Raw genomic sequence first — 20,864 nt, forward strand, 5'->3', positions numbered from 1 at the left:
AGGTCATAAAAAGAGCGCGCCGCTAGCTTTCAACAGGCTAGCGGCGCTTTTTTTGTTGCTGATATTGTTATGGGTTTAAACGTTGCTCAGCGGTTCGGCGCTGCCAAAACTTCACTATTAGGGCCATCACTACCCACGTCACTAACGCCGCAATAACATCGTCTAACACAATTCCAAAGCCACCCTGCACATACTCTGCCAAATGAATTGGCGGCGGCTTCAGCGAATCAAAGAAGCGATAAATAACGAATGCCAGCGCCATCACCAGTGGATGGCGAGCTGCTTGCAGCCCAATAACCGCTAGCGGGAACGCCAAGTACTCATCAGCAACAATGCTGCCATGATCTAATCCTGCGTAGTGCCACGCAGCGACGTGGCAAATCGGCACTGCAAGTGCCAGCAGAACAGCGATGATAACGCCCTGCTGCACCAGTGGTCGGCTCAACAACCACCACGCTAAGGGAATGCCCAGCAGCGAACCAACCGTACCCGGCGCGACTGGCGCTAGCCCCAGCCCAAAGCCGATGGCTAGCCAAAAATTAAGTGTATCCAGCATTAACCTGCCTGCTGCGCCTGGCGTTCAAGCTCGGCAGCCATGTCGGGCGAGAGATTCAGCGCACTTGCCAATTGATCCAACCAGGCGCGCTCCATGGGATTTTGATCATCAGTGACAGCGACGCTGATCAGATACATCTCGCGGGCAGCCTGGGGAGAGTCAGCTTCACGGGCTAGTGTCTGAGCATCCAGCGGGGCATTGAGCTGCTGCTCGACCCAGCGATGCATCTCCTGATCGGCACCTAGCGCATCGATCTGCTCTGTGATGAGTGCCTGCTCTTGCTCATCAATGTGCCCATCGGCCCTGGCGGCCATAATCATTGCTTGCAACAGCTCAAGGCTGCGCCGCTCTTGATACTCACCGCTAAGCACTTCTACCCGTTCGCCCTCGGATGCATTTTGAGCAGCATTAGACGAGTTAGCCGCATTTTTCCCTTCCTGAGAGCTTTGCCATGCTTTCCAGGCCAGCATGCCCACACCAGCAATTGCGCCGTACTTGAGCGCTTTACCGCCAATGCTACGACCACGCTTAGAGCCAATAAGCATGCCCATTGCGCCACCACCTAACAGGCTCTTAATATCAAAACCGCTAGAGCCGCCCCCTTGCCGCGAGCCCTGGCCTGCGCTACTGCTGCCACCGCCTAGCTGGCGCGATAGCCCATCAATAACGCCTTTAACATCGATACCGCTTCCACTGTTTCCACCACTGTTTCCACTACTGTTTCCACTACTTCTGCTACCGCCGGCCTGCTTCATCAACTGTTGTAAAATCTTGCTTGCGTTCATCCTTGCACTCCTACGTGGATAGTATCTAAGTGGATAGTATCTCTAGGGCTCGCTAGACGATTCACTTCCGTTATAAAACATGCTGTATGAACGCAGCATGAATTAACGCCACCCCAGGCATTAAAGAAGCGCGCCCTTCACTTCCACCGAGCTACCAAGTCGGCTGGCACGCACTTCAACACGGACAGGCATTTGCTCTTTGAGTTCGCTGACATGAGAGATAATCCCGATCATTCGCCCGCCCATTTGTAACTCACTGAGCATAGCAATTGCTTGGTCTAATGCATCCTGATCAAGGCTACCAAAGCCCTCATCAATAAATAGCGTATCCAACTGAATCCCGCCTGCGTAGGCCTGCACCACGTCAGAAAGCCCTAGTGCCAACGCCAACGCCGCCATAAACGACTCGCCGCCGGAAAGCGTCGCTACCGAGCGACTTTTGCCGGTGTAGGTATCGGCCACGTCCAATTCCAATCCCGAGGCTTTGTTGCCCTTGGATGGGTCTTCGCGTCGCACCAACTGGTAGCGCCCGCGGCTCATACGCACCAGCCGTTCAGATGCCTGGATCAGTACGTCGTCCAACAGCACTCCTAGCACAAACCGCTGCAAGCTAATGCGATTACCGGTGCGCCCGTTAGCCACTTCGCTTAATGTCCCCCACACCCGATACTGGGCTTCAAGCTCGGCCTGGGCCGCACGGGCGGCGGCAAGTTTCTGGCGAATACCCTGCAACGTATTTAACCGCCCATCTAGTGTTCGCCACGCTTCGAGCTGGGTATGCTCCTCCGCTTGGGCAGCTTCAGTGAATTTGGTGAGTGCGACGAGATCTGGCGGCGTTTTTTCGGCCAGCTGGGCGTGGTAATTGTGTAGCGCGCCGTCAAGCTCAGCCAACCGGCGTTGATAGGCCTCTACTTGGCGAGCCAGGTCTTGCCGTTGGTTATCCTCTAGCTGAGCCGCCTGATAAGCAGCTTCACTTTCAAATGAACTGGCTTGTAGCGCCGTTTGCCACTCAGCCTGAGCCTGTTCAAGCGCTTGCTGGCTACGCGCCAGCTGCTGGTTTGCACCGCGCAGTTGCTCCTCTGTCCGCGCCTGCTGAGTTTCGCTCGTCGAAAGCACCTGCTGTGCACGCTCCCAGGCCTGTTCAAGCTCAGCAATTTGGTTATCAAGTTCAGTGAGCGTTTGGCGCATGGCCAACGGGTTGCGGGCATCTTCTGGCAGTGACTGGCTTAATTGATCGCGCTGGCTCTCTAGCCGTAACGCCTCCTCTTTGGCCTTTTCAACCGCAGGCCGCTGGGCTTTGAGCTGTTTGTCCAGCATGCCCCAGTCACGGCGACGCTCGTCACGGGCAGCGTTTTGCCGATTAATCTCACCCTCAACATGCTGCCGACGCGCGACTTGGCGGCGCAATTGTTCGCAGGCCTGTTGCAGCTCAAACGGTGGTTGGCTGGTCCAATCGCCTAGCTGATGACTAAGGCGCTGCGCCTGCTCAGCGTTATAGCTAAGCTGTTGTGCTAACTGTTGCTCCTGACGCTCGGCGGTTTGTAAGGCGTGGCGAGCCTGTTCCTCAGCCGAGCGGGCTTCTTCTACCTGCGCTTGGGTAACGATATCAGCATGCTGAACCGCTGGAGATGGGTGTTCAAGGCTGCCACACACCGGGCAAGGCGCGTCCTCTTCCAGGGTGAGCGCTAACAGTGCGGCTTGCCCTTGATGCCAGCGCATCTCTTGCTCAGTTGCGTGGCGCTTAGCCTGCTCTGCTTCCCTTCGCCGACCTTTAAGCGCCGTCGTTACCTGCTGTTGTTGAGCGGCAAGTTCACGCCCCTGCCGCATCAGCTCCTCCAACTCCTGTCGCTGAGCTAGCAGGCTCTCATGGCGGCTCAGCTCTGCAGGGGCGCTGGCCAACTGCTGACTTTCCGTTTGCAGCTGCTCAAGAGTAACGCTTAGCGCTTCACCTTGCTGACGAATACCGTCTAATTGAGCTTCATCACGCTTAAGTATGCCATCGGCTTGCTGCCAAGCGGTTTGTGCCGCTTGCCAGCGCGCTTCAAGCTCACTTAACTGCTGGCTTTTATGGATAAACTCGCCCAACTGACGATGGCGCTCGCGGAGTGCAGGTAGTTCGGTCTGGCGCTGGCGGGCCGCTTCAAAGGTACGCTTGGCTTGTTCAGTATTGGTACGCTGGGTAGTCAGCACGGCATCAGCCTGTCGCTGCTCTTCTTGGGCGGTAGTGAGTGCCTGCTGCGCTTGGACTAACGCAGCACTGTAAGGTCGCAGCGCTTGAGCATGGTCGCTTTGGGTCAAGCGGCTCTGAAAGGCCGTTATTTGCGCTTGCTGCTCAAGGTGGCGTGCTTTCTCTGCGGCGAGGCTGTCCCGCGCTTCAAATTGGCGCTGTAACGCTTGGGCTTCATCTCGTCGCTGTTCAGCACTACGGCGCTGCTGCTGAGCGGTTTCAAAACGCTGACGCGCTTGCCCTACTTGCGGGGTTAGCGCCTCTACTTCTTGCGCTAATGCCGCTTCGCTTTCCAGCTCGCCCCCGGCCAAAATGCCGCTGATATGCTGGCAGTGATCATTCACCGCTCGCTCAATTTGATTCGCCTGGGTACGCAGGCGCTCTTCAATGCGCTGAAAAATCTGGGTTTGAAATAGCTGCGAAAAAATCTTCTCGCGGTCTTTCGATTCCGCTAACAACAGTTCACGAAACTTCCCTTGGGGGAGCACCATGACTTGGCGAAATTGGTTAGCATCCAGACCTATTAAAGCGTGCAGTTGGCTGTTGGCATCAGTGACCTTACGCGCCACCAAACATTCATCCTCATCACCTTCCGGGGTCAGCCGCCACAGCTGGGCTTCAGCACTTTGTGTGGTTGTGCCTTCACCAGTGGCCTTGGGGCGCTCCTGCTGGGGCACCCGGCGCACTCGGTAAGCACTATCGCGCAGGCGAAAATCCAAGCTCACCTCGGTCAACAAGCTAGCAGCAGCTTGGTCGCAGCGCATTTGGCCGGCATCGCGGTCATTACCGGTGGTTTGGCCGTAAAGCGCAAAACAGATGGCATCTAATATCGAGCTTTTCCCTGCGCCCGTGGGGCCGTTAATCAGAAACAATGGGCTTTTGCCCAGCGCAGTAAAGTCGATCGTTTCGCTGCCTGCAAAGGGGCCAAACGCCTGCATGGTGAGCATTAACGGCGTCATGACTGGCTCTCCTGCTCACGGCTTAGGGCGGTGATGAGCTCGCGCATGGCGCTGGCCTGCTCATCACTCATGGTGTCCCCGCTGGTTTGGGTAAAGAAATCACTAAACATATCCAACGCGCTAAACTGCAGCCGCTCGCGATCTAACTGCTGACGCCCTTGGGCTTCCAACATGCCGGGCTTTTCTAAATGCAGCACGTTGGGGTAGACCTCGCGTAGCTTGCCCATGGGGTCAAGAATCGCGTGGCGGTCGGTCATACGCACTAACAAATAGTCATCGGCTTGGGTATCGGTTCTGCCTTGTGCTAGCAGTTCGGCCAGTTCGCCTTCCAGCACACGTACCTCTCGGCGCGGCGTCAGCGGGCGGTGCTCGATCTGGCTCACGCCCTCGGGACCAATATCCACCAGCGTGACGCCTTTGCGCTGGTTAGCCTCTGAGAAGCTGTATTTAAGCAGCGAGCCACTGTAGCGAATATGGTTACCGCCGCGATATTGCGGCCCATGAAGATGGCCTAAGGCGACGTAGTCAAACGACTGCATCGGCTCCCAAGCAACACTTTCCGCGCCCCCCAAGGTTAACGGGCGCTCTGAATCGCTGGCACTGCCGCCATCCACAAAGCAGTGGCTCATAAGCACAGTAGGTCGACCCGCTCGGCGCTGGGTGTTGATACGTTCGACTAAGAAACGGTGGGCGCTGTCGAAATCGCGGACATCCACCGAAAACTGGCTGCGTACATACTCCGGGTCAGCGTAGGGAATACCGAACACATCCACTTCTTCCCCATTAATCGACAGTGTCACGGGATGATCGCAGGCAGATAGATCAGACAGAATATGCAGCCCTGCTTGGCGCAGGTGGCGCGCCCCGAAGCCAAGTCGCTCAGCGCCGTCGTGGTTGCCGGAAATCATAATCACCGGTAGGCCACGCTTTTCACACAGCTCACCAAGCACCTCATCTAACAGCGTGACGGCAGCGGATGGCGGCACCGAACGGTCGTAGATATCGCCTGCAACCAGCACAGCATCCACCGTATCGCGGTCGATAATATCCAGTAGCTGGTTCAATACATGGCGCTGGTCTTCCAGCAGGGAGAGGTTGTGAAACAGCCGCCCTAAGTGCCAATCGGCGGTATGAAGTAGTCGCATGGCAGGCTCAACGCAAAAAATATGCCCCATCATAGCAATCTGCATTCCAAACTGTCCGTCACGCAGCACAAAAAGCTTTTTACCAAAGCTTTCTACCAAAGCTCCCTACAAAAAGCCCCGCACATGGCGGGGCTGAAGCAACAGCAGTGACTGGCTGTTAGTCGCGGAACGCATCCGGATAAGTGGTTAAGTCAATACCCCACATGAGAGGCAATAAGAAATAAACCGCCGCAACGATAAGCAGCAGTGCGAAAATATTTAGCCAGAAGCCGTTGCGTACCATTTCGATAATTTTGATTTTTCCGGTCGCAAAAATAATCGCATTGGGGGGAGTACCCACCGGCAGCATAAAAGCACAGTTAGCTGCCATGGCCGCAGGTACCATTAGCACGAACGGATGGATATCCAACGCCAGCGCCAGCGAGGCAAGCACCGGAAGAATCATCGTGGCCGTTGCTGTATTGGAAGTGATTTCGGTCAAGAACAACACCATGCCAGCGGCTAACAAGATCACCAGCAAGAAGTTAACACCTTCCAGCACACTCATCTGACCACCAATCCAGGCGGCTAATCCAGAGGAACCGAAGCCAGCAGCAATCGCCAAGCCACCGCCAAATAGCAGCAGAATGCCCCAAGGCACGTCTTTGGCAATATCCCACCCCAGCAGGCAGCCGCCTTTGCTTGGCGAAGGAATTAAAAACAGCGCAATTGCCGCCACAATGGCGATCATCGTGTCGTTAATCCCCGGAATAGTGAGTATTTGGCCTTGCCACAGAAAAGAACGGGTAATCCAGAAAAATGCCGCTAACAGGAAAACAACCAGCACGGCTTTCTCTTCAAAGGTGATCTTACCCAGCGCGGCCTTTTCCTTAGCAATGAGCGCTTTGCCACCCGGAAGGTTGCTGAAGTTAATCGGGTAAATAAAGCGTGTCAGCATTAGCCAACCAATAAACAGCAGCACCACAACGACCGGGAAAGCAAACATCATCCAACTGGCAAAGGTAATCTCAACGCCAAACAGCTCATTCACAATCGCTGCCAGAATGATATTGGGAGGTGTACCAATCAGGGTGCCCAAACCGCCGATAGTGCCGCCGTAACCAACGCCAAAAATCAGCGCTTTACTGAATTTATCGATGTCTTCGCTGTGATCACCCTCGCTCTTATTCAGCTCCTGGGTTACCTGATACACAATCGCGGTGCCAATAGGCAGCATCATCATGACCGACGCCGTGTTGGATACCCACATCGACAAAAAGCCAGTGGCCGCCATAAAGCCGAACACAATACTGTTAATGCTGGTGCCCAATACTGAAATAATGGTGAGGGCAATACGCTTATGCAGATCCCACTTCTCCATCGCCAGGGCAATCATAAAACCGCCGAGGAAAAGGAAGATAATAGGATTGCCGTATGCTGCCGTAACCGCACTACTCTCAAGCGCCCCAGTGATTGGCAGTAATACAATGGGCAAAAGTGACGTAACAGGGATAGGTATGGCTTCGGTAATCCACCACACGGCTACCCAAAGCGTGGTGGCAAGTACCATGCGGCCTTCTAAGCTAAGCTCCGCCGGGTGAAAAAACAGCAGCACGAAGGCAAACAGCATCGGTCCTAGCACTAGCCCAACCTTTTGAGCTGTCGTATAGGCAGGTGGCTTTGGTGGTCTGCTACCCGAGTGTTGTTGCTCACCTGACGTAGTAGAGGATGAGCGTCCAGCGCCGGAGGTTGGCAACGCACACATAAGTAGGTTTTTGACTTGGTCATGGGAGTGCCAAAGCGACTCCCAGAGTGTCATGGTGGCAGTTCTGCGCATTATCAAAGTACCGTTCGCAGTCAGGTGATCGAAAGGGAGCTTCTCTCAGCAACCCCCTATGGCGTATTTAAACCAGCCTAGCTGGTTTTTTGGTGCCCTTTATTCACTGCAGCCAGGTATTAGTCCAGCGAATTGACGAAAACTACAACCAAAGTCTAACAACTTTAGTTGTAGCTTTTAGCGCTCCTTACCCTGATGTGACACTGCACTTTTATCACGGTAGGTTTGAGTCTTTTTCCAAGGAGATGCTCACGTGCTCGACCGTTTTACTATGCCGTTGACCCATCGGCCACTTGCCAGTATGGCTCGGTATCTCAACAACCAGCAGATTACCCCTGACCAAGTTACCTTAGTGGCTTTTTTAGTGGGTATGAGCGCGCTACCGCTATTAGCCTTTGAATATTATGTTTTGGCACTAATGGCGATTTTATTGAACCGCCTCGGTGATGGGCTTGATGGTGCGCTTGCCCGGCTAAGCGGCCAGCAAAGCGATGCGGGTGGGTTCATTGATATTGGGTTAGATTTTGTCTTTTATGCGGCGGTAGTACTGGGATTCGCGCTGGCTAACCCTGGGCAAAATGCGCTGGCAGCAGCGGTATTGCTATTCGCATTTATCGGCACAGGGACATCGTTTTTAGCCTTTGCTATTGCGGCGAAAGCACGCAATGTTGAACGGCCAAACTTTCCACAAAAGGCATTTTACTATTTAGAGGGGTTAACCGAAGGCACAGAAACCGTTATTGCGTTAGTACTCTTCTGCTTGTTTCCTCAGTATTTTCCATGGTTAGCGGGTCTCTTTGCAGCCGGTTGTCTAATCACGACTGCCACGCGGCTATGGGGAGGCTATTGGACCCTACGCTAGCATTTAAGATCGCCCTATAACGGTTATGCACGCAATGTGCGTTATCGAACCGACAGCAGCGAACGTTAAGCACATCGTCCTGATAGAAAAGCATTGTTTTAAGAGCTGTGCTGTACACATTCATCAGGATGTAACCCGTGACTCTTTTTTTTCAGACGCCTTTATTTCGTCGTGTGCGCCAACACAAAGCTTCTATGGCATTGTGGAGCTCCTCTGCGCCAGTACGTGAAGAGTTGTTTAGTACAGAACGGCTTGAACAGCACGCAGGTAGTTTAGCGCTGGCGCAGGTTGTGACTGCAAGCCCAACTAAAGTGGCGTCGTTAACGCGCCGCCTAAACGATAATGCCCGCGTATTACTTGCCGCTTACCGCGCTTGCGCTGTCACGCTGGCAGAAGGTCGAGATGTCGTTCCCGCTGCCGCTTGGTTACTTGATAATTATCATCTTATCGAAGCACAAATTCGTGAAATACGCGGCGATCTTCCGCCGGGTTACTACCGACAGCTACCAAAACTTGCAGAAGGACCCTTTGCGGGCTATCCACGGGTCTTTGGTATTGCATGGGCTTTTATTGCACATACCGATAGCAATATAGAACTCGCTAACTTACGTACATTTATTAAAGCTTATCAACGCATACAGCCACTAACAATTGGAGAGTTATGGGCGGTCGCGATAACGCTTCGCATTGTATTAGTTGAAAATTTACGTCGACTTGCCGATCAAATCATTACTGAACAAACGGCACGCGATGCCGCGGATACACTTGCGGCTAAATGGATTGCTACTGAAAATGGCTCGCCAAAGAGAAACGACTCCTCCAACCATTATTCAACTTACAACGACTCGATAAACAACGAATCGGCTAATAGCGTCTCGACAGATAACTGTTCAATGGATGAGGGTTCAGTTGATCATCAATTCCCTTCTTTTACGTCTCAGAAAACACCACTGTCGGCGCCCTTTATAGCTCAATTAGCCAAACGTTTACGCGGCGTTAACCCCCATACCAATGCACTTGCCTGCTGGCTTTTCGAGCAGCTTAATCGCCAGGGCGAATCTATTGATGATGTGGTGCAAAGTACCCAACAGCGCCAAGGTGCAGCGAACGTTACTGTGCGAAATATCATTACCAGTATGCGTTTTATTTCTAGTACCGATTGGGCTGAGCTTTTCGAAAGTGTCAGTTTGGTAGACGCAAAATTACGCGAACACAGCCGCTTTGCGCAGTACGATTTTTCAACACGTAATCAGTATCGCATTGCAGTGGAAGAGCTCGCCCGTGGCTCAGCCTATAGCGAGTTGGAAGTCGTTGATCATACGCTAACGCTATCAAGAGAAGCGCTGCCACTTACCGATGATGTCCATGAGGCAGCACGAGTCGAAGACCCCGGTTATTTTTTAGTGGCAGCGGGTAGGAATACGTTAGAAGAACGCCTTAACTATCGCCCGCCATTGAAACGACGATTTCGCCAGCTGCTGTTGAAAAATGGCATTAATGGCTACGTCATAATGCTGACAGCGACTACAGTCGCTTTGATGATATTGGCCGGGTGGTTGCTGCTATCAATGCATTCAGGCGAGGTGTCGTCACTGTGGTTATGGTTATTGGCAGCCTTGGGCGTACTACCCACAGTTGAGATTGCTACGTCTATCGTCAATCGTTTCGTTATTTATAATATCGGCGCTCAGCCACTGCCTAGCCTAGACCTCTCCAAAGGTGTTCCCCCCTCTCTGCGTACGCTGGTGGCAATGCCAACGCTATTGACCAATGAAGCCGACTTAAAAGAACAGCTTGATAGGCTTGAGGTGCACCATCTGGGTAGTGATGGCGGTGCTATTAGCTATGCACTGTTAACGGATGGTGTTGATGCCCAGCAGGCAGAACTAGCCACCGATGAGGCACTGTTAAGCATTTGTGAAAAACGCATTGAGGAATTAAACAAACGCTACTGTCCTGCTAGCCATGAAAAGCGCTTCTTTTTACTGCACCGCAACCGCGTCTACAACGCAGGTGAACAATGCTGGATGGGATGGGAGCGCAAACGGGGCAAGCTTCATGAGCTCAATAAACTGTTACGTGGCGCAACCGATACGACCTTCAGGGACCCACCTTCCCTACCAAGAAATGTGCACTATATTCTCACGCTGGACGCCGATACACGCCTGCCAAGAGGAGCCGCCAGCAAACTGGTTGGCAAAATAGCTCACCCGTTAAACCACCCTAGATTTGATCCGCAGCAACGGCGGGTAGTCGAAGGCTATGCAATTTTGCAACCGCGCGTCACTCAATCGATGCCTACAGGCGAAAGAGGCTCTATTTATCAACAGCTGTGCTCTTCTCCAGGCGGCATTGACCCTTATGCCGCCGCCATTTCAGATCTTTATCAAGACCTAGTGGGTGATGGCTCGTTTGCAGGGAAAGGTATTTATAATATTGATGCCTTTGAAGCATCACTAGAGGGCCGTATCGCTGAAAACAGCCTGCTAAGCCACGATATGTTTGAGGGCATTTTTGCCCGTGCAGGACTGGCATCAGATATTGAAGTCATAGAAGACTTTCCAGACCGTTATGATGTGGTGGCCAAACGCCAACATCGCTGGGTGCGAGGCGATTGGCAGTTACTCCCTTGGCTATTAACAGCTTCATTACCGCCTTCAGGGCGCTTGAAAATACTCGGCAATCTACGCCGGTCGCTGCTCCCCCCGCTACTATTAGCCTGCCTTGCAGTGAGCTGGCAACTGCCTGTCATGATGGCCGTTGTCAGCAGCTTAATGGTCATTATGATCTTTAGCATACCGGTCTTACTGTCGTTAATAACGTCGTTCGCTCCGCTGCGCGCAGGCGTCAACCTTCGCTACCACTTCCAACAATGGTGGGATGAACTGACGCTGGGATTGAAACAAATTTTGCTGCAACTGATGTTTCTCCCCGACCAAGCGTGGCGGATGCTAGATGCCATTGTTAGCACTCTGATACGCATTTTTATAACTCGCCGCCATTTACTAGAGTGGACATCGTCGGCCCAGACGATGAAATGCCCGCACCTGACCGTTTGGGGATTTTATCGGCATATGGCACCCGGCACGTTACTTGGCGTAGCCATTTCCTTCAGTGCGTTATGGTTTAACAGTAGTGTTTGGCTAGTGGTCTTGCCGATCGCACTACTATGGATAGCAGCACCTGCGCTGGCAACTTGGCTAAGCAGTACGGCTAGTATTGCGACCCAACCTCTCATAGCAGAAGAAACCGCCCTTGAGCTTCGGCTTATTGCGCGTAGAACCTGGCGCTACTTTGAAACCTTTGTAACTACATCGACCAATTTACTGCCGCCGGACAATTTTCAGGAAGAGCCTCGGCCGGTTATCGCCCAGCGAACGTCACCAACCAATATGGGTCTATACCTGCTGTCGATACTGGCGGCGCGTGATTTTGGTTGGATCGGTAACCCCAACGCGCTAAGCCGTATAGAAACAACGCTTGCTGTCATGCATACCCTGCCCCGCTATCGTGGTCACTTCTTTAACTGGTATGCAATCGATGATCTCCGCCCGCTAAACCCCAGGTATGTGTCTACTGTCGATAGCGGCAACCTTGCTGGTCACCTCATTACTCTCGCTAACGCCTTGGAAACCTGGCAGGACACAACGTTTTCACCTGACCCTCGCCAAGCAATAGCCGATACATTGGCATTGGCGTTCGAAGCACTTAAATTTGAGGTACCTGAATTTGAAGAACTTAAGCGCTCCTCCCAAGCAGCAGAAACACCTTCGTCCACCAAACCTCTCACTGAACAGCTTGAGAAAGTCGCCACTCTCGTAAGCGCAAATAAAACGTCGCCATTAGACTTGGAAGCCCTGACCAAGCAAACCAAAAAAGCACTTAGTATCGCTGGCGACCTTTTCAATGAGCATCTCGCTAGTGACGATGATAAAGATGTGCTTTTTTGGGTGGCAGCACTGCACAAAACGGCTACACAGCATAGCGGTGACCACACAAACAACACAATCGCCAACGGCACACATGTAAAGCGGCTCCAGCAACTGGCCAGTAAAGCGCGACGGCTTGCCCTCAGCATGGATTTTGCGTTTCTTCTCAACCCAGAACGGCAGTTACTGTCGATTGGCTTCTCGCTAGACGACGCCAGCCTGGACATCAGTTGTTATGATCTGCTGGCTTCAGAGGCACGGCTGGCCAGCCTGTTTGCCATTGCCAAAGGCGATGTGGCCACTCGCCACTGGTTCCGACTTGGGCGCGCTGCCACCCCCTTAAAAGAGGGTGCGGCAATGATCTCCTGGTCAGGCTCCATGTTTGAATACCTGATGCCGTCGCTGATAATGCGCGCTCCCGCTGGCAGTCTCTTGGAGCAAACTAACCGTCTGATAGTTAAGCGCCAGGAAACATACGCCGCCCAGTTTTCAGCTCCTTGGGGTATTTCTGAGTCGGGGTATAACGCACGGGACATAGAGCATACTTATCAATATTCCAATTTTGGGGTGCCTGGATTAGGGCTGAAGCGTGGTCTATCGGCCGATTTAGTGGTCGCGCCGTACGCAACGGGGTTGGCGGCAATGATCGACCCGGAGGGGGCCTTCAAAAATTATCGCCGCCTTGCAGAAATGGGCGCGCTAGGACGCTATGGCTACTACGAAGCGCTAGATCTGACCCGCTCACGGCTCCCCAAAGGCGCCAAGCTGGTGATTGTGCGTAGCTATATGGCGCACCACCAGGGCATGACCATCGTCGCCATCGCTAATACGCTCCATCGTGGGCAGATGCGACAACGCTTCCACCGCGAACCGATGATTCAGGCGAGCGAGCTATTGCTTCAAGAGCGGATTCCACGGGATGTGGCTATTGCTTACCCCCGTGCCGAAGAGGTGAAATCAACCGCTAGCCAAACCATCAACGAAGCACAAACCGTGCGCCGGCTATCAACCGGCGTCAACGGACCTCCGGTGACTCACCTGCTCTCAAACGGCAACTACTCTGTCATGTTGACCGCAACAGGTGGCGGCTACAGCCGATGGCACAACCTTGCCATCACTCGCTGGCAACCAGATACCACACGCGATCACTGGGGAAGCGTTATTTTTCTCCGCGATACGCGACGCCCAAGCGTTTGGAGTGCAACAGGGCAATCACTGGAATCACATACCGACACGAATAACGACGACAATCACGTGTTATTTGCTGAAGATTATGCTCGCTATGACCATCGGCACGAATCTATTGCCAGTCACTTAGACATCCTGGTGTCTGGGGAAGATGACAGCGAAGTACGTTTGCTAACACTGACCAACAATGGACGCCAAACCTGCGACATTGATGTTACGGCTTATGCAGAATTAGTACTCACCACGCCGAGTACCGACAACGCCCATCCTAGCTTTGCCAAAATGTTCGTGGTTACTGAATACCTTCCAGCATTCAATGCGCTAATCGCCACCCGTCGGCGGCGGGACCCCAGCGAAGCGCAAGTGTGGGCAGCTCACTTCGCCGTAGTGGAAGGCGATACTGTGGGAGACTTCCAATATGAGACCGACCGCGAGCAATTTATTGGCCGGGGCAACCGTATTTCCACAGCGAGGGCACTTGCTGAAGGCCAGCATTTATCAGGCACGGTAGGCAGTGTTATTGACCCTATTTTTGCATCGCGCTACTGCCTGCGAATCGCACCAGGAAAAGCCGCCCGCATCGCTTACTGGACGGTTGTTGCCGGCTCACGCGAGGCGCTGATGGATCTCATTGATAAGCATCATGATGTTAGCGCCTTTGAGCGAGCAAAAATGCTCGCCTGGACTCAAGCGCAAGTGCAGCTACGCCATTTGGGTACTCAGCCAGAGGAGGCCGCCGACTTTCAGCGCTTAGCTGCCCCACTGCTCTATCCCGACGCACGCTTTAGGGCACCCCAGAAAACGATTCAAAGCGGCGCAGCTCAACAGTCACTGCTATGGCAACACGGGATCTCCGGTGATTTACCCATCGTATTGCTGCGGATTGAATCCACTGACGATTTGCCACAATTGCATCAATTACTTCGCGCCCATGAGTATTGGCGCATGAAACGTCTCGAAGTCGATATCGTCATCATCAATGAGCGTGCCTCCTCTTATATTCAAGATCTACAGCAAGCCATTGAAGCCACGATTCTCAGCAGCCAAGCAAGACCCCGGCTTCACAATGGCTATGCCCAGGGAACGGTTTATGCCTTACGCGCCGACTTAGCAAGCACCCAGTCACGCTCTCAGCTTCTATCAATTGCTCGCGTGGTGCTGATAGCGCACCGAGGATCAATTGCCGATCAGCTGTCGGTTATGTTGTCTGGTCAGAGCACCGCCAAACCTCCGCTTGCCATTACTAAACGCGCCCTCCCCAAACCGTTGATAGATAAGGCTCATACTCCTCGCCAACTTAAGCGGCCTACACTCGAGCTTTTTAATGGTTGGGGCGGATTTGCAAAGCAAGGGCGAGAGTATGTCACCATCCTAGAAGCGGGCAGCTCAACGCCTGCGCCATGGATTAATGTCATTGCCAATCAACAGTTCGGCTTTCAAGTATCGGCAGAGGGCGCTGGCTATCTATGGGCAGACAGCAGCCGAGAAAACCAGCTGACACCCTGGAGTAATGACCCCGTCATTGACCCAAGCGGAGATGCTGTTTACGTCCGAGATGAAGAGACGTTCGAGCTTTATACCGCAACGGCAAGCCCGATACGTGATTCAGGCCGCTACATTGCGCGTCATGGCTTTGGCTATAGCCAATTTGAACATCAGAATGACGAGCTCAGCTTAGAACTGTTGCACTTTGTGCCCCTGGATGCCCCGTTGCGCATCTCACGGCTGAGACTGACTAATCATTCAAACCGGACACGCAAGCTCTCTGTGACCGCTTATGCAGAGTGGGTTTTGGGCACGTCGCGCAGCGCATCAGCTCCCTTCCTGATTACGTCACAAGCACCAGAAAGCGGTGCGTTGTTAGTTACCAATCCATGGAATGCCGACTTCCCAGGCCAAGTGGCTTTTCTCGATATTGGCGAGCCACCTACGCAATGGACTGGCAATCGCAGCGAGTTTATCGGTTATGGCAAAAACCTGGCCGAACCGGCTGAGTTACGCTGTAAAACGCCACTTTCCGGTACGTTAGGCGCGGGACTAGACCCCTGCGCCGCTCTTCAGCGTCCCGTGACGCTAGCCCCAGGAGAAACAGCCGACATTATCGTATTGCTTGGTCAGGGTGGCTCCAATGACGACGTTACGAGGCTGATTACCCGTTTTCGTGATGCTGACATTGATGCAGAGCTTGCCAACATTCATGACCATTGGAACACGCAGCTCAATGCCATCCAGGTCAAAACACCTGATCGGGCGATGGATATCATGCTAAACGGCTGGCTGCTGTATCAGACCATCGCCTGCCGTTTAACGGCTCGCTCAGCGTTTTACCAAGCCAGCGGCGCCTATGGCTTTCGCGATCAGTTGCAAGATTGCATGGCATTGACGTTTAGCAACGCCGCTACAACGCGCCAGCATTTACTGCGAGCGGCTTCACGTCAATTCCCGGAAGGCGATGTACAGCACTGGTGGTTGCCACATTCCGGACAAGGCGTGCGCACGCGCATCTCTGACGACCGGGTTTGGTTGGCTTACGCCTGCGCGCGTTATCTCGCAACAACCCAGGACATAGCAGTGCTTGATGAGCCGGTGAGCTTTTTAGACGGCGCGCAGTTGTCATCGCATGAGCACGAACACTTTTTCCAGCCAACCACCTCGCTGGAAACCGCCCCACTGTTTGAACACTGCGCACGCGGACTGGATATTACCCTTTCGCAACTGGGTGAACATGGTTTGCCGCTGATAGGCGGCGGGGATTGGAATGACGGTATGAACCGCGTGGGTGCTGGGGGCAAGGGAGAAAGTGTATGGCTAGGCTGGTTGCTGCTTAAAACACTTCATCACTTTGCGCCAATTGCCGAGCAGCGCGAGGCCCAAGCCTGCCACTCAGATGATCCTCAACGCGCCGCTCGTTGGTATGAACATGCTCAGGCGCTACGCATAGCAATTGAAAACAGCGCTTGGGATGGCCAGTGGTATCGTCGAGCGACTTACGACAACGGCAGCTGGCTAGGCAGCAAACAAAGCGATGCATGCCAGATTGATTCCATCGCCCAATCATGGGCGGTGCTTTCCGGCGCCAGCGACCCTCAGCGGTCGACGCTCGCAATGCACTCGCTGGAGCGCGAACTTATTCTGCACGACCAGCAGTTAGCGCTGCTCTTTTGGCCTCCCTTTAATCACCCGAAGCAGGATCCCGGCTATATAAGCGGCTATCCACCTGGAATGCGCGAAAATGGCGGGCAGTATAGTCATGCTTCAATGTGGGCAATTTTGGCCTTTACCCAACTGGGTGAAGGTGACAAGGCATATCAGCTGTTTACACTGCTTAACCCCATCAACCATGCCACCACCACGGAAGCGGCTATCCGCTATCGCGTTGAGCCTTATGTGGTCGCTGCTGATGTGTATTCTGTGGCGCCCCATGTGGGACGAGGAGGTTGGACATGGTATACCGGCGCCGCCGGTTGGATGTATCAAGCCGGTATGGAGGGTATTTTAGGCATTCGCCGGGAAGCTAGCTGGCTGGTCATTTATCCCTGCCTGCCAGCTAGCTGGCCGCATTTTACTGCTGACATTACCCTTGCCCAATCGCACTATCATATCAAGGTGATCAACGCGCAAGCTTCTCCAGCGACGTTAAGTCAGAATCTCTTAAGCCAACCCCTCCTAAGCCAAGCCCTCACGGCAACACTGGATGGCGTTTGCTTAGCAGACACGGAGGTTGGCATGCCCATTCGAGTGCCCCTAGATAGTCAGCATCATCAACTAGAGATAGTTATCCGGCGATGTGCCCCTGCATCATGACAATGTTATGTGGCGTTAAACGCTGATAACACGGATTGCTCAACAAAACGGCTTGCCTCTATCCCGAAGAATCATCAGCAAGGGCGCTGTTAGGGGAGGCAAACCGTTGGGAGTTTTTTATCAGTCTAAATCATCTAGCGTAACCACAAGATCCCGGGTAGATACATCTACCTTCCAGAAGGTGTAGCTGTCGTCGTCTTCATCGACCAAACGAATATCGAAGATAGGACTGTCATACCCCGTAATCGCCACCCGCTGAGTATCACCATCCATCAGAACATCATTGCCGAGCACATCCTCTTCCCAGCTTTTCGAATCTGTTGGGCTTATATACATGTAATACAAGATATAGCCCGTACGATTAGTGATATCGATGTAGTAGTCGGCAGCCATTGCAAGCGAAGAGCTACACAGTATCAGCAGTGCAGCGAATAACACTTTAATGCGCATTGATAAGTTTCCTGTTCTTTTCTCTTTTAAGAGAAGCGATAGATTGCAACGTAGGTATCGCCAAGATCAAAACATAGCGATCAGCACATTATATCGTCAGTTACTTATCTAATTGGGCGCCCTCCCCAAGTTTTTCATACAACTGCCCGCGAGATACTCACAGCTGGTAGAATGCTGCCCCTTTCAGGCACGTCCACGGCCTATCGCCGCAACGTTTCCCCTTCTACTACCTGAGAGTCGCGCAATGATTGCCACCGTCTACACCGTGTTTCAGCCACTTTTCCGGCTGGGCCTTATCCCGCAGATTTTAATAGGCATTGTTGCCGGGATATTCATCGCCCTTTTCACACCAGACATTGCAGGCAATGTGGCACTGCTTGGCCAGCTATTTATTGCCGCTCTGCAAGCAGTGGCCCCTATTTTAGTCTTTGTGCTGGTTACCGCGGCCATCGCTGCACACAAGAAAGGTCAACCAACTCACATTCGCCCCGTGCTCATACTGTATGTGGTAGGCACATTAATCGCTGCGCTAATTGCAGTGGCGGCAAGCTTTCTGTTCCCTACCGAACTTTCATTGAATGCGGGGCAAATTGACGGCAATCCTCCTGGGGATATTTTTAGCGTTCTAAGGGACCTGTTATTAAATGCGGTGGCTAACCCGGTAAGTGCGCTAATGGAAGCGAACTTTATCGCTATTCTGGCATGGGCCATTGGCCTTGGTTTAATGCTACGCCAAGCCAGCGACACCACCCGCCAAGCGTTAAGCGATTTATCCACTGCTGTCACCCGCATTGTCACGCTGGTAATTCGCTTAGCGCCGATTGGCATCTTTGGCTTAGTCGCGGGAACCTTGGCAGAGTCAGGGGTAGAGGCATTGCTCAACTACGCTCAACTGCTAGGGGTCATCGTAGGCTGTATGCTGTTTGTTGCTCTGGTTAGCAATCCGCTGCTCGTTTATCTCACTACCCGTAAGAACCCTTACCCACTGGTGTTCACCTGCCTGCGCGGCAGTGCCATCACCGCCTTCTTTACCCGCAGCTCAGCGGCGAATATCCCCGTAAATTTAGAGCTGTGCCGCCGTTTAAAGCTGGATGCCGACACCTACGCTATTTCTATTCCGCTCGGCGCGACGATCAACATGTGTGGTGCAGCTATCACCATAACGGTGATTACCTTGGCGACCACCCATACGCTAGGCATTACCGTCGACTTCCCCACTGCCCTACTACTGTGCGTGGTGTCTGCACTGGCTGCCTGCGGTGTTTCAGGCGTAGCCGGTGGTTCGCTGATGCTCATTCCGATGGCCGCCAACCTGTTTGGCATTCCAACAGAAGTCGCCATGCAGGCGGTAGCGATTGGCTTTGTCATCAGCGTGGTACAAGACGCGACCGAAACCGCGCTGAATTCCTCAACGGATGTGCTGTTCACTGCTGCCGCCTGCCGAGCCCGTCAACCGTCCGGCTCTGACCACACGATATAACGCAATTTGTTTGACTTCTCGCTGTTCCTTATATAGAACGTTCTATAAAAGGAACAGCGAGATAATAGAATGGATGAGCACTCACTAAGTACCCTAGGCCAGCATTTGCAATCCCTTCGCCAAGCGCGGGGCTGGTCACTCTCCTATCTAGCCAATGCCGCTGGCATTGCCAAATCTAATCTGTGCCGTCTGGAACAAGGTAATGGCAACCCCACCTTGGATACCATCTGGCGGTTAGCAGTGCAGCTTAATGTCCCCTTCGGCACCCTGGTCGCGCCTATCTCTGTGCCTTTAGGTGAAGATGGCGTACAAGTTCAGTTAATTGACCAAGGAAAAGGCTCGCCTCAGGTAGATGCCTACTGGATGCGCTGCGCTCCCCATACCCTGCGCCACGCCGAAGCTCACACCCTTGGTACTCAAGAAACGCTGACCCTGATCAGCGGCTGGCTCGAAGCCGGCCCTGAAGGGACGGTTACTGCGCTAACCCCTGGCGAAAGCATCACCTTTAGCGCTGATAAGCCTCACTTTTACCGCACCCAAGACCAAGAGGCCACCATGCTACTCACTATTACTTACGGCGAACAGGGGGATGCACCATGAACCAAGTTGTCAGCCACTCGCCGTGGCGTAGCGCGCTGCAAGGCGTGCGGGAAGCGATTCCGCTATTGGGTGGTTACATACCGGTGGCGCTATCGTTTGGTTTGGTGGCTAGCCAAGCAGGCTTTAGCACATGGGAAGCCACAGCTATATCAGCGCTGATTTACGCGGGTGCTTCGCAGTTTTTGTTCGTGGGCATGATCGCCACCGGCGCTCCGCTGTGGTTGGTGGTAGCAATGACATTACTGATTAATGTGCGCCATGTAGTGTACGGCCCTAACCTAGCCGAGCTGCTGCCGCGCAGCCGCCACTGGCCATGGCTAATGCACGGCCTAACCGACCAGGTATTTGCTCTGGCATTAACCAGGCTTCCTCAGTTGCCTGACGCGAAGCGCTTTAGCTGGTTTGTAGGTGCATCGTTACTGGCGTGGGGAGCATGGGCAGTGGGCACTGCCGTGGGGGCTACCGCTGGCGAAACATTTACCGCCCGCTGGCCGTTGTTGGGTGAAATTATGCCCTTCGCGCTGCCTGCACTATTTCTCACCATGGTGGCTCCGCGTTTTACCGATAAACGCTGGGCAGTAGCAATGGGACTCACCATCATTGCCGCACTGTGTTTAACGCTGACTGGATGGGGCAATGTGGCCATCCCATTGGCGGCTGCCTGTGGCGCGCTGTGCTTCTACCTGGTGAAGTTTGAAAAAAGGAGAGGAAGTAATGAGTAGCGCGTTGTGGTTAGCGGTGATGATATCCGCGATAGGTACTCTGCTGATGCGTGTGGTGCCTTTTCTATGGATGCAGCGCCGTATAAACAGTGAGACAGGCATTAACAATATGCCCCAGTGGCTAAGTATTCTCGGCCCGCTGATGATCGCCGCTGTGCTCGGTGTTTCTATCGTGCCAGTGAGCCCGAGTGCCGTTTCATGGATTGCCACTGCTATCGGTCTTGCCGTCACATTGTGGGTATGGTCGCGGCTCCGCTCTTTGGGCTGGCCGGTCGCTGCTGGGGTGGCAGTATTTGGCATCGTAGAGGTGGGGGTAGCGCTAATATAACGCTACCCTACCT

12 protein-coding genes are annotated in these 20,864 nt (G+C 53.4%); 6 read left to right on the plus strand and 6 right to left on the minus strand.

Annotated elements, in window-relative coordinates; genetic code table 11:
- Nucleotides 1-67 precede the first annotated feature (67 nt).
- The 5 genes from K7H08_RS07225 to K7H08_RS07245 all read right to left on the minus strand — a co-directional run bounded on the left by K7H08_RS07225 (nt 68) and on the right by K7H08_RS07245 (nt 7,470).
- Nucleotides 68-556, minus strand: a complete 489-nt coding sequence (locus tag K7H08_RS07225; RefSeq protein WP_231657572.1) for a phosphatidylglycerophosphatase A family protein — start codon at nt 554-556, stop codon at nt 68-70.
- Nucleotides 556-1,341, minus strand: coding sequence for a tellurite resistance TerB family protein (locus K7H08_RS07230; RefSeq protein ID WP_231657573.1), 786 nt, complete (start codon nt 1,339-1,341; stop codon nt 556-558). The genes K7H08_RS07225 and K7H08_RS07230 overlap by 1 nt, the downstream gene beginning before the upstream one ends.
- A gap of 120 nt (nt 1,342-1,461) precedes the next feature.
- Nucleotides 1,462-4,527 carry an AAA family ATPase gene (locus K7H08_RS07235; protein ID WP_231657574.1) on the minus strand — a complete coding sequence of 1,022 codons (3,066 nt, stop codon included), beginning with the start codon at nt 4,525-4,527 and terminating at the stop codon, nt 1,462-1,464.
- Nucleotides 4,524-5,672 (minus strand): exonuclease SbcCD subunit D, encoded by a 1,149-nt coding sequence (locus K7H08_RS07240; RefSeq protein WP_231657682.1) that lies wholly within the window; start codon nt 5,670-5,672, stop codon nt 4,524-4,526. Before K7H08_RS07240 ends, K7H08_RS07235 begins: the two co-directional genes overlap by 4 nt.
- Before the next feature lie 157 nt (nt 5,673-5,829).
- Nucleotides 5,830-7,470 carry an SLC13 family permease gene (locus K7H08_RS07245; protein ID WP_331460283.1) on the minus strand — a complete coding sequence of 547 codons (1,641 nt, stop codon included), beginning with the start codon at nt 7,468-7,470 and terminating at the stop codon, nt 5,830-5,832.
- A 271-nt stretch (nt 7,471-7,741) separates the two neighbouring features.
- Between K7H08_RS07245 and K7H08_RS07250 the strand changes: the two genes are divergently transcribed.
- Nucleotides 7,742-8,350, plus strand: coding sequence for a CDP-alcohol phosphatidyltransferase family protein (locus K7H08_RS07250; protein WP_231657576.1), 609 nt, complete (start codon nt 7,742-7,744; stop codon nt 8,348-8,350).
- 137 nt (nt 8,351-8,487) lie between these two features.
- Nucleotides 8,488-17,271, plus strand: coding sequence for a GH36-type glycosyl hydrolase domain-containing protein (locus tag K7H08_RS07255; RefSeq protein WP_231657577.1), 8,784 nt, complete (start codon nt 8,488-8,490; stop codon nt 17,269-17,271).
- Nucleotides 17,272-17,391: 120 nt separating this feature from the next.
- Here K7H08_RS07255 and K7H08_RS07260 read toward each other — a convergent pair whose 3' ends face one another.
- Nucleotides 17,392-17,721, minus strand: a complete 330-nt coding sequence (locus K7H08_RS07260; RefSeq protein WP_095603943.1) for a hypothetical protein — start codon at nt 17,719-17,721, stop codon at nt 17,392-17,394.
- A 244-nt stretch (nt 17,722-17,965) separates the two neighbouring features.
- Here K7H08_RS07260 and sstT point away from each other — a divergent pair, with 244 nt between their 5' ends.
- The 4 genes from sstT (at nt 17,966) to K7H08_RS07280 (ending at nt 20,851) form a co-directional block, all read left to right on the plus strand.
- The gene (sstT, locus tag K7H08_RS07265) at nt 17,966-19,201 is read left to right on the plus strand and encodes a serine/threonine transporter SstT (protein ID WP_231657578.1); all 1,236 of its coding nucleotides are present in this window, start codon (nt 17,966-17,968) and stop codon (nt 19,199-19,201) included.
- A gap of 69 nt (nt 19,202-19,270) precedes the next feature.
- Nucleotides 19,271-19,801 (plus strand): helix-turn-helix domain-containing protein, encoded by a 531-nt coding sequence (locus tag K7H08_RS07270; RefSeq protein ID WP_231657579.1) that lies wholly within the window; start codon nt 19,271-19,273, stop codon nt 19,799-19,801.
- Complete coding sequence (locus K7H08_RS07275; protein WP_038477437.1) at nt 19,798-20,523, plus strand: AzlC family ABC transporter permease; 726 nt, start codon at nt 19,798-19,800, stop codon at nt 20,521-20,523. Before K7H08_RS07270 ends, K7H08_RS07275 begins: the two co-directional genes overlap by 4 nt.
- A complete protein-coding gene (locus K7H08_RS07280) occupies nt 20,516-20,851 on the plus strand; it encodes an AzlD domain-containing protein (RefSeq protein ID WP_038477440.1) in 336 nt (111 codons plus the stop codon). Before K7H08_RS07275 ends, K7H08_RS07280 begins: the two co-directional genes overlap by 8 nt.
- Nucleotides 20,852-20,864: the final 13 nt, after the last annotated feature.

This window comes from Halomonas sp. IOP_6, from assembly GCF_021151565.1.
Taxonomy (GTDB): Bacteria; Pseudomonadota; Gammaproteobacteria; order Pseudomonadales; family Halomonadaceae; genus Vreelandella; species Vreelandella alkaliphila.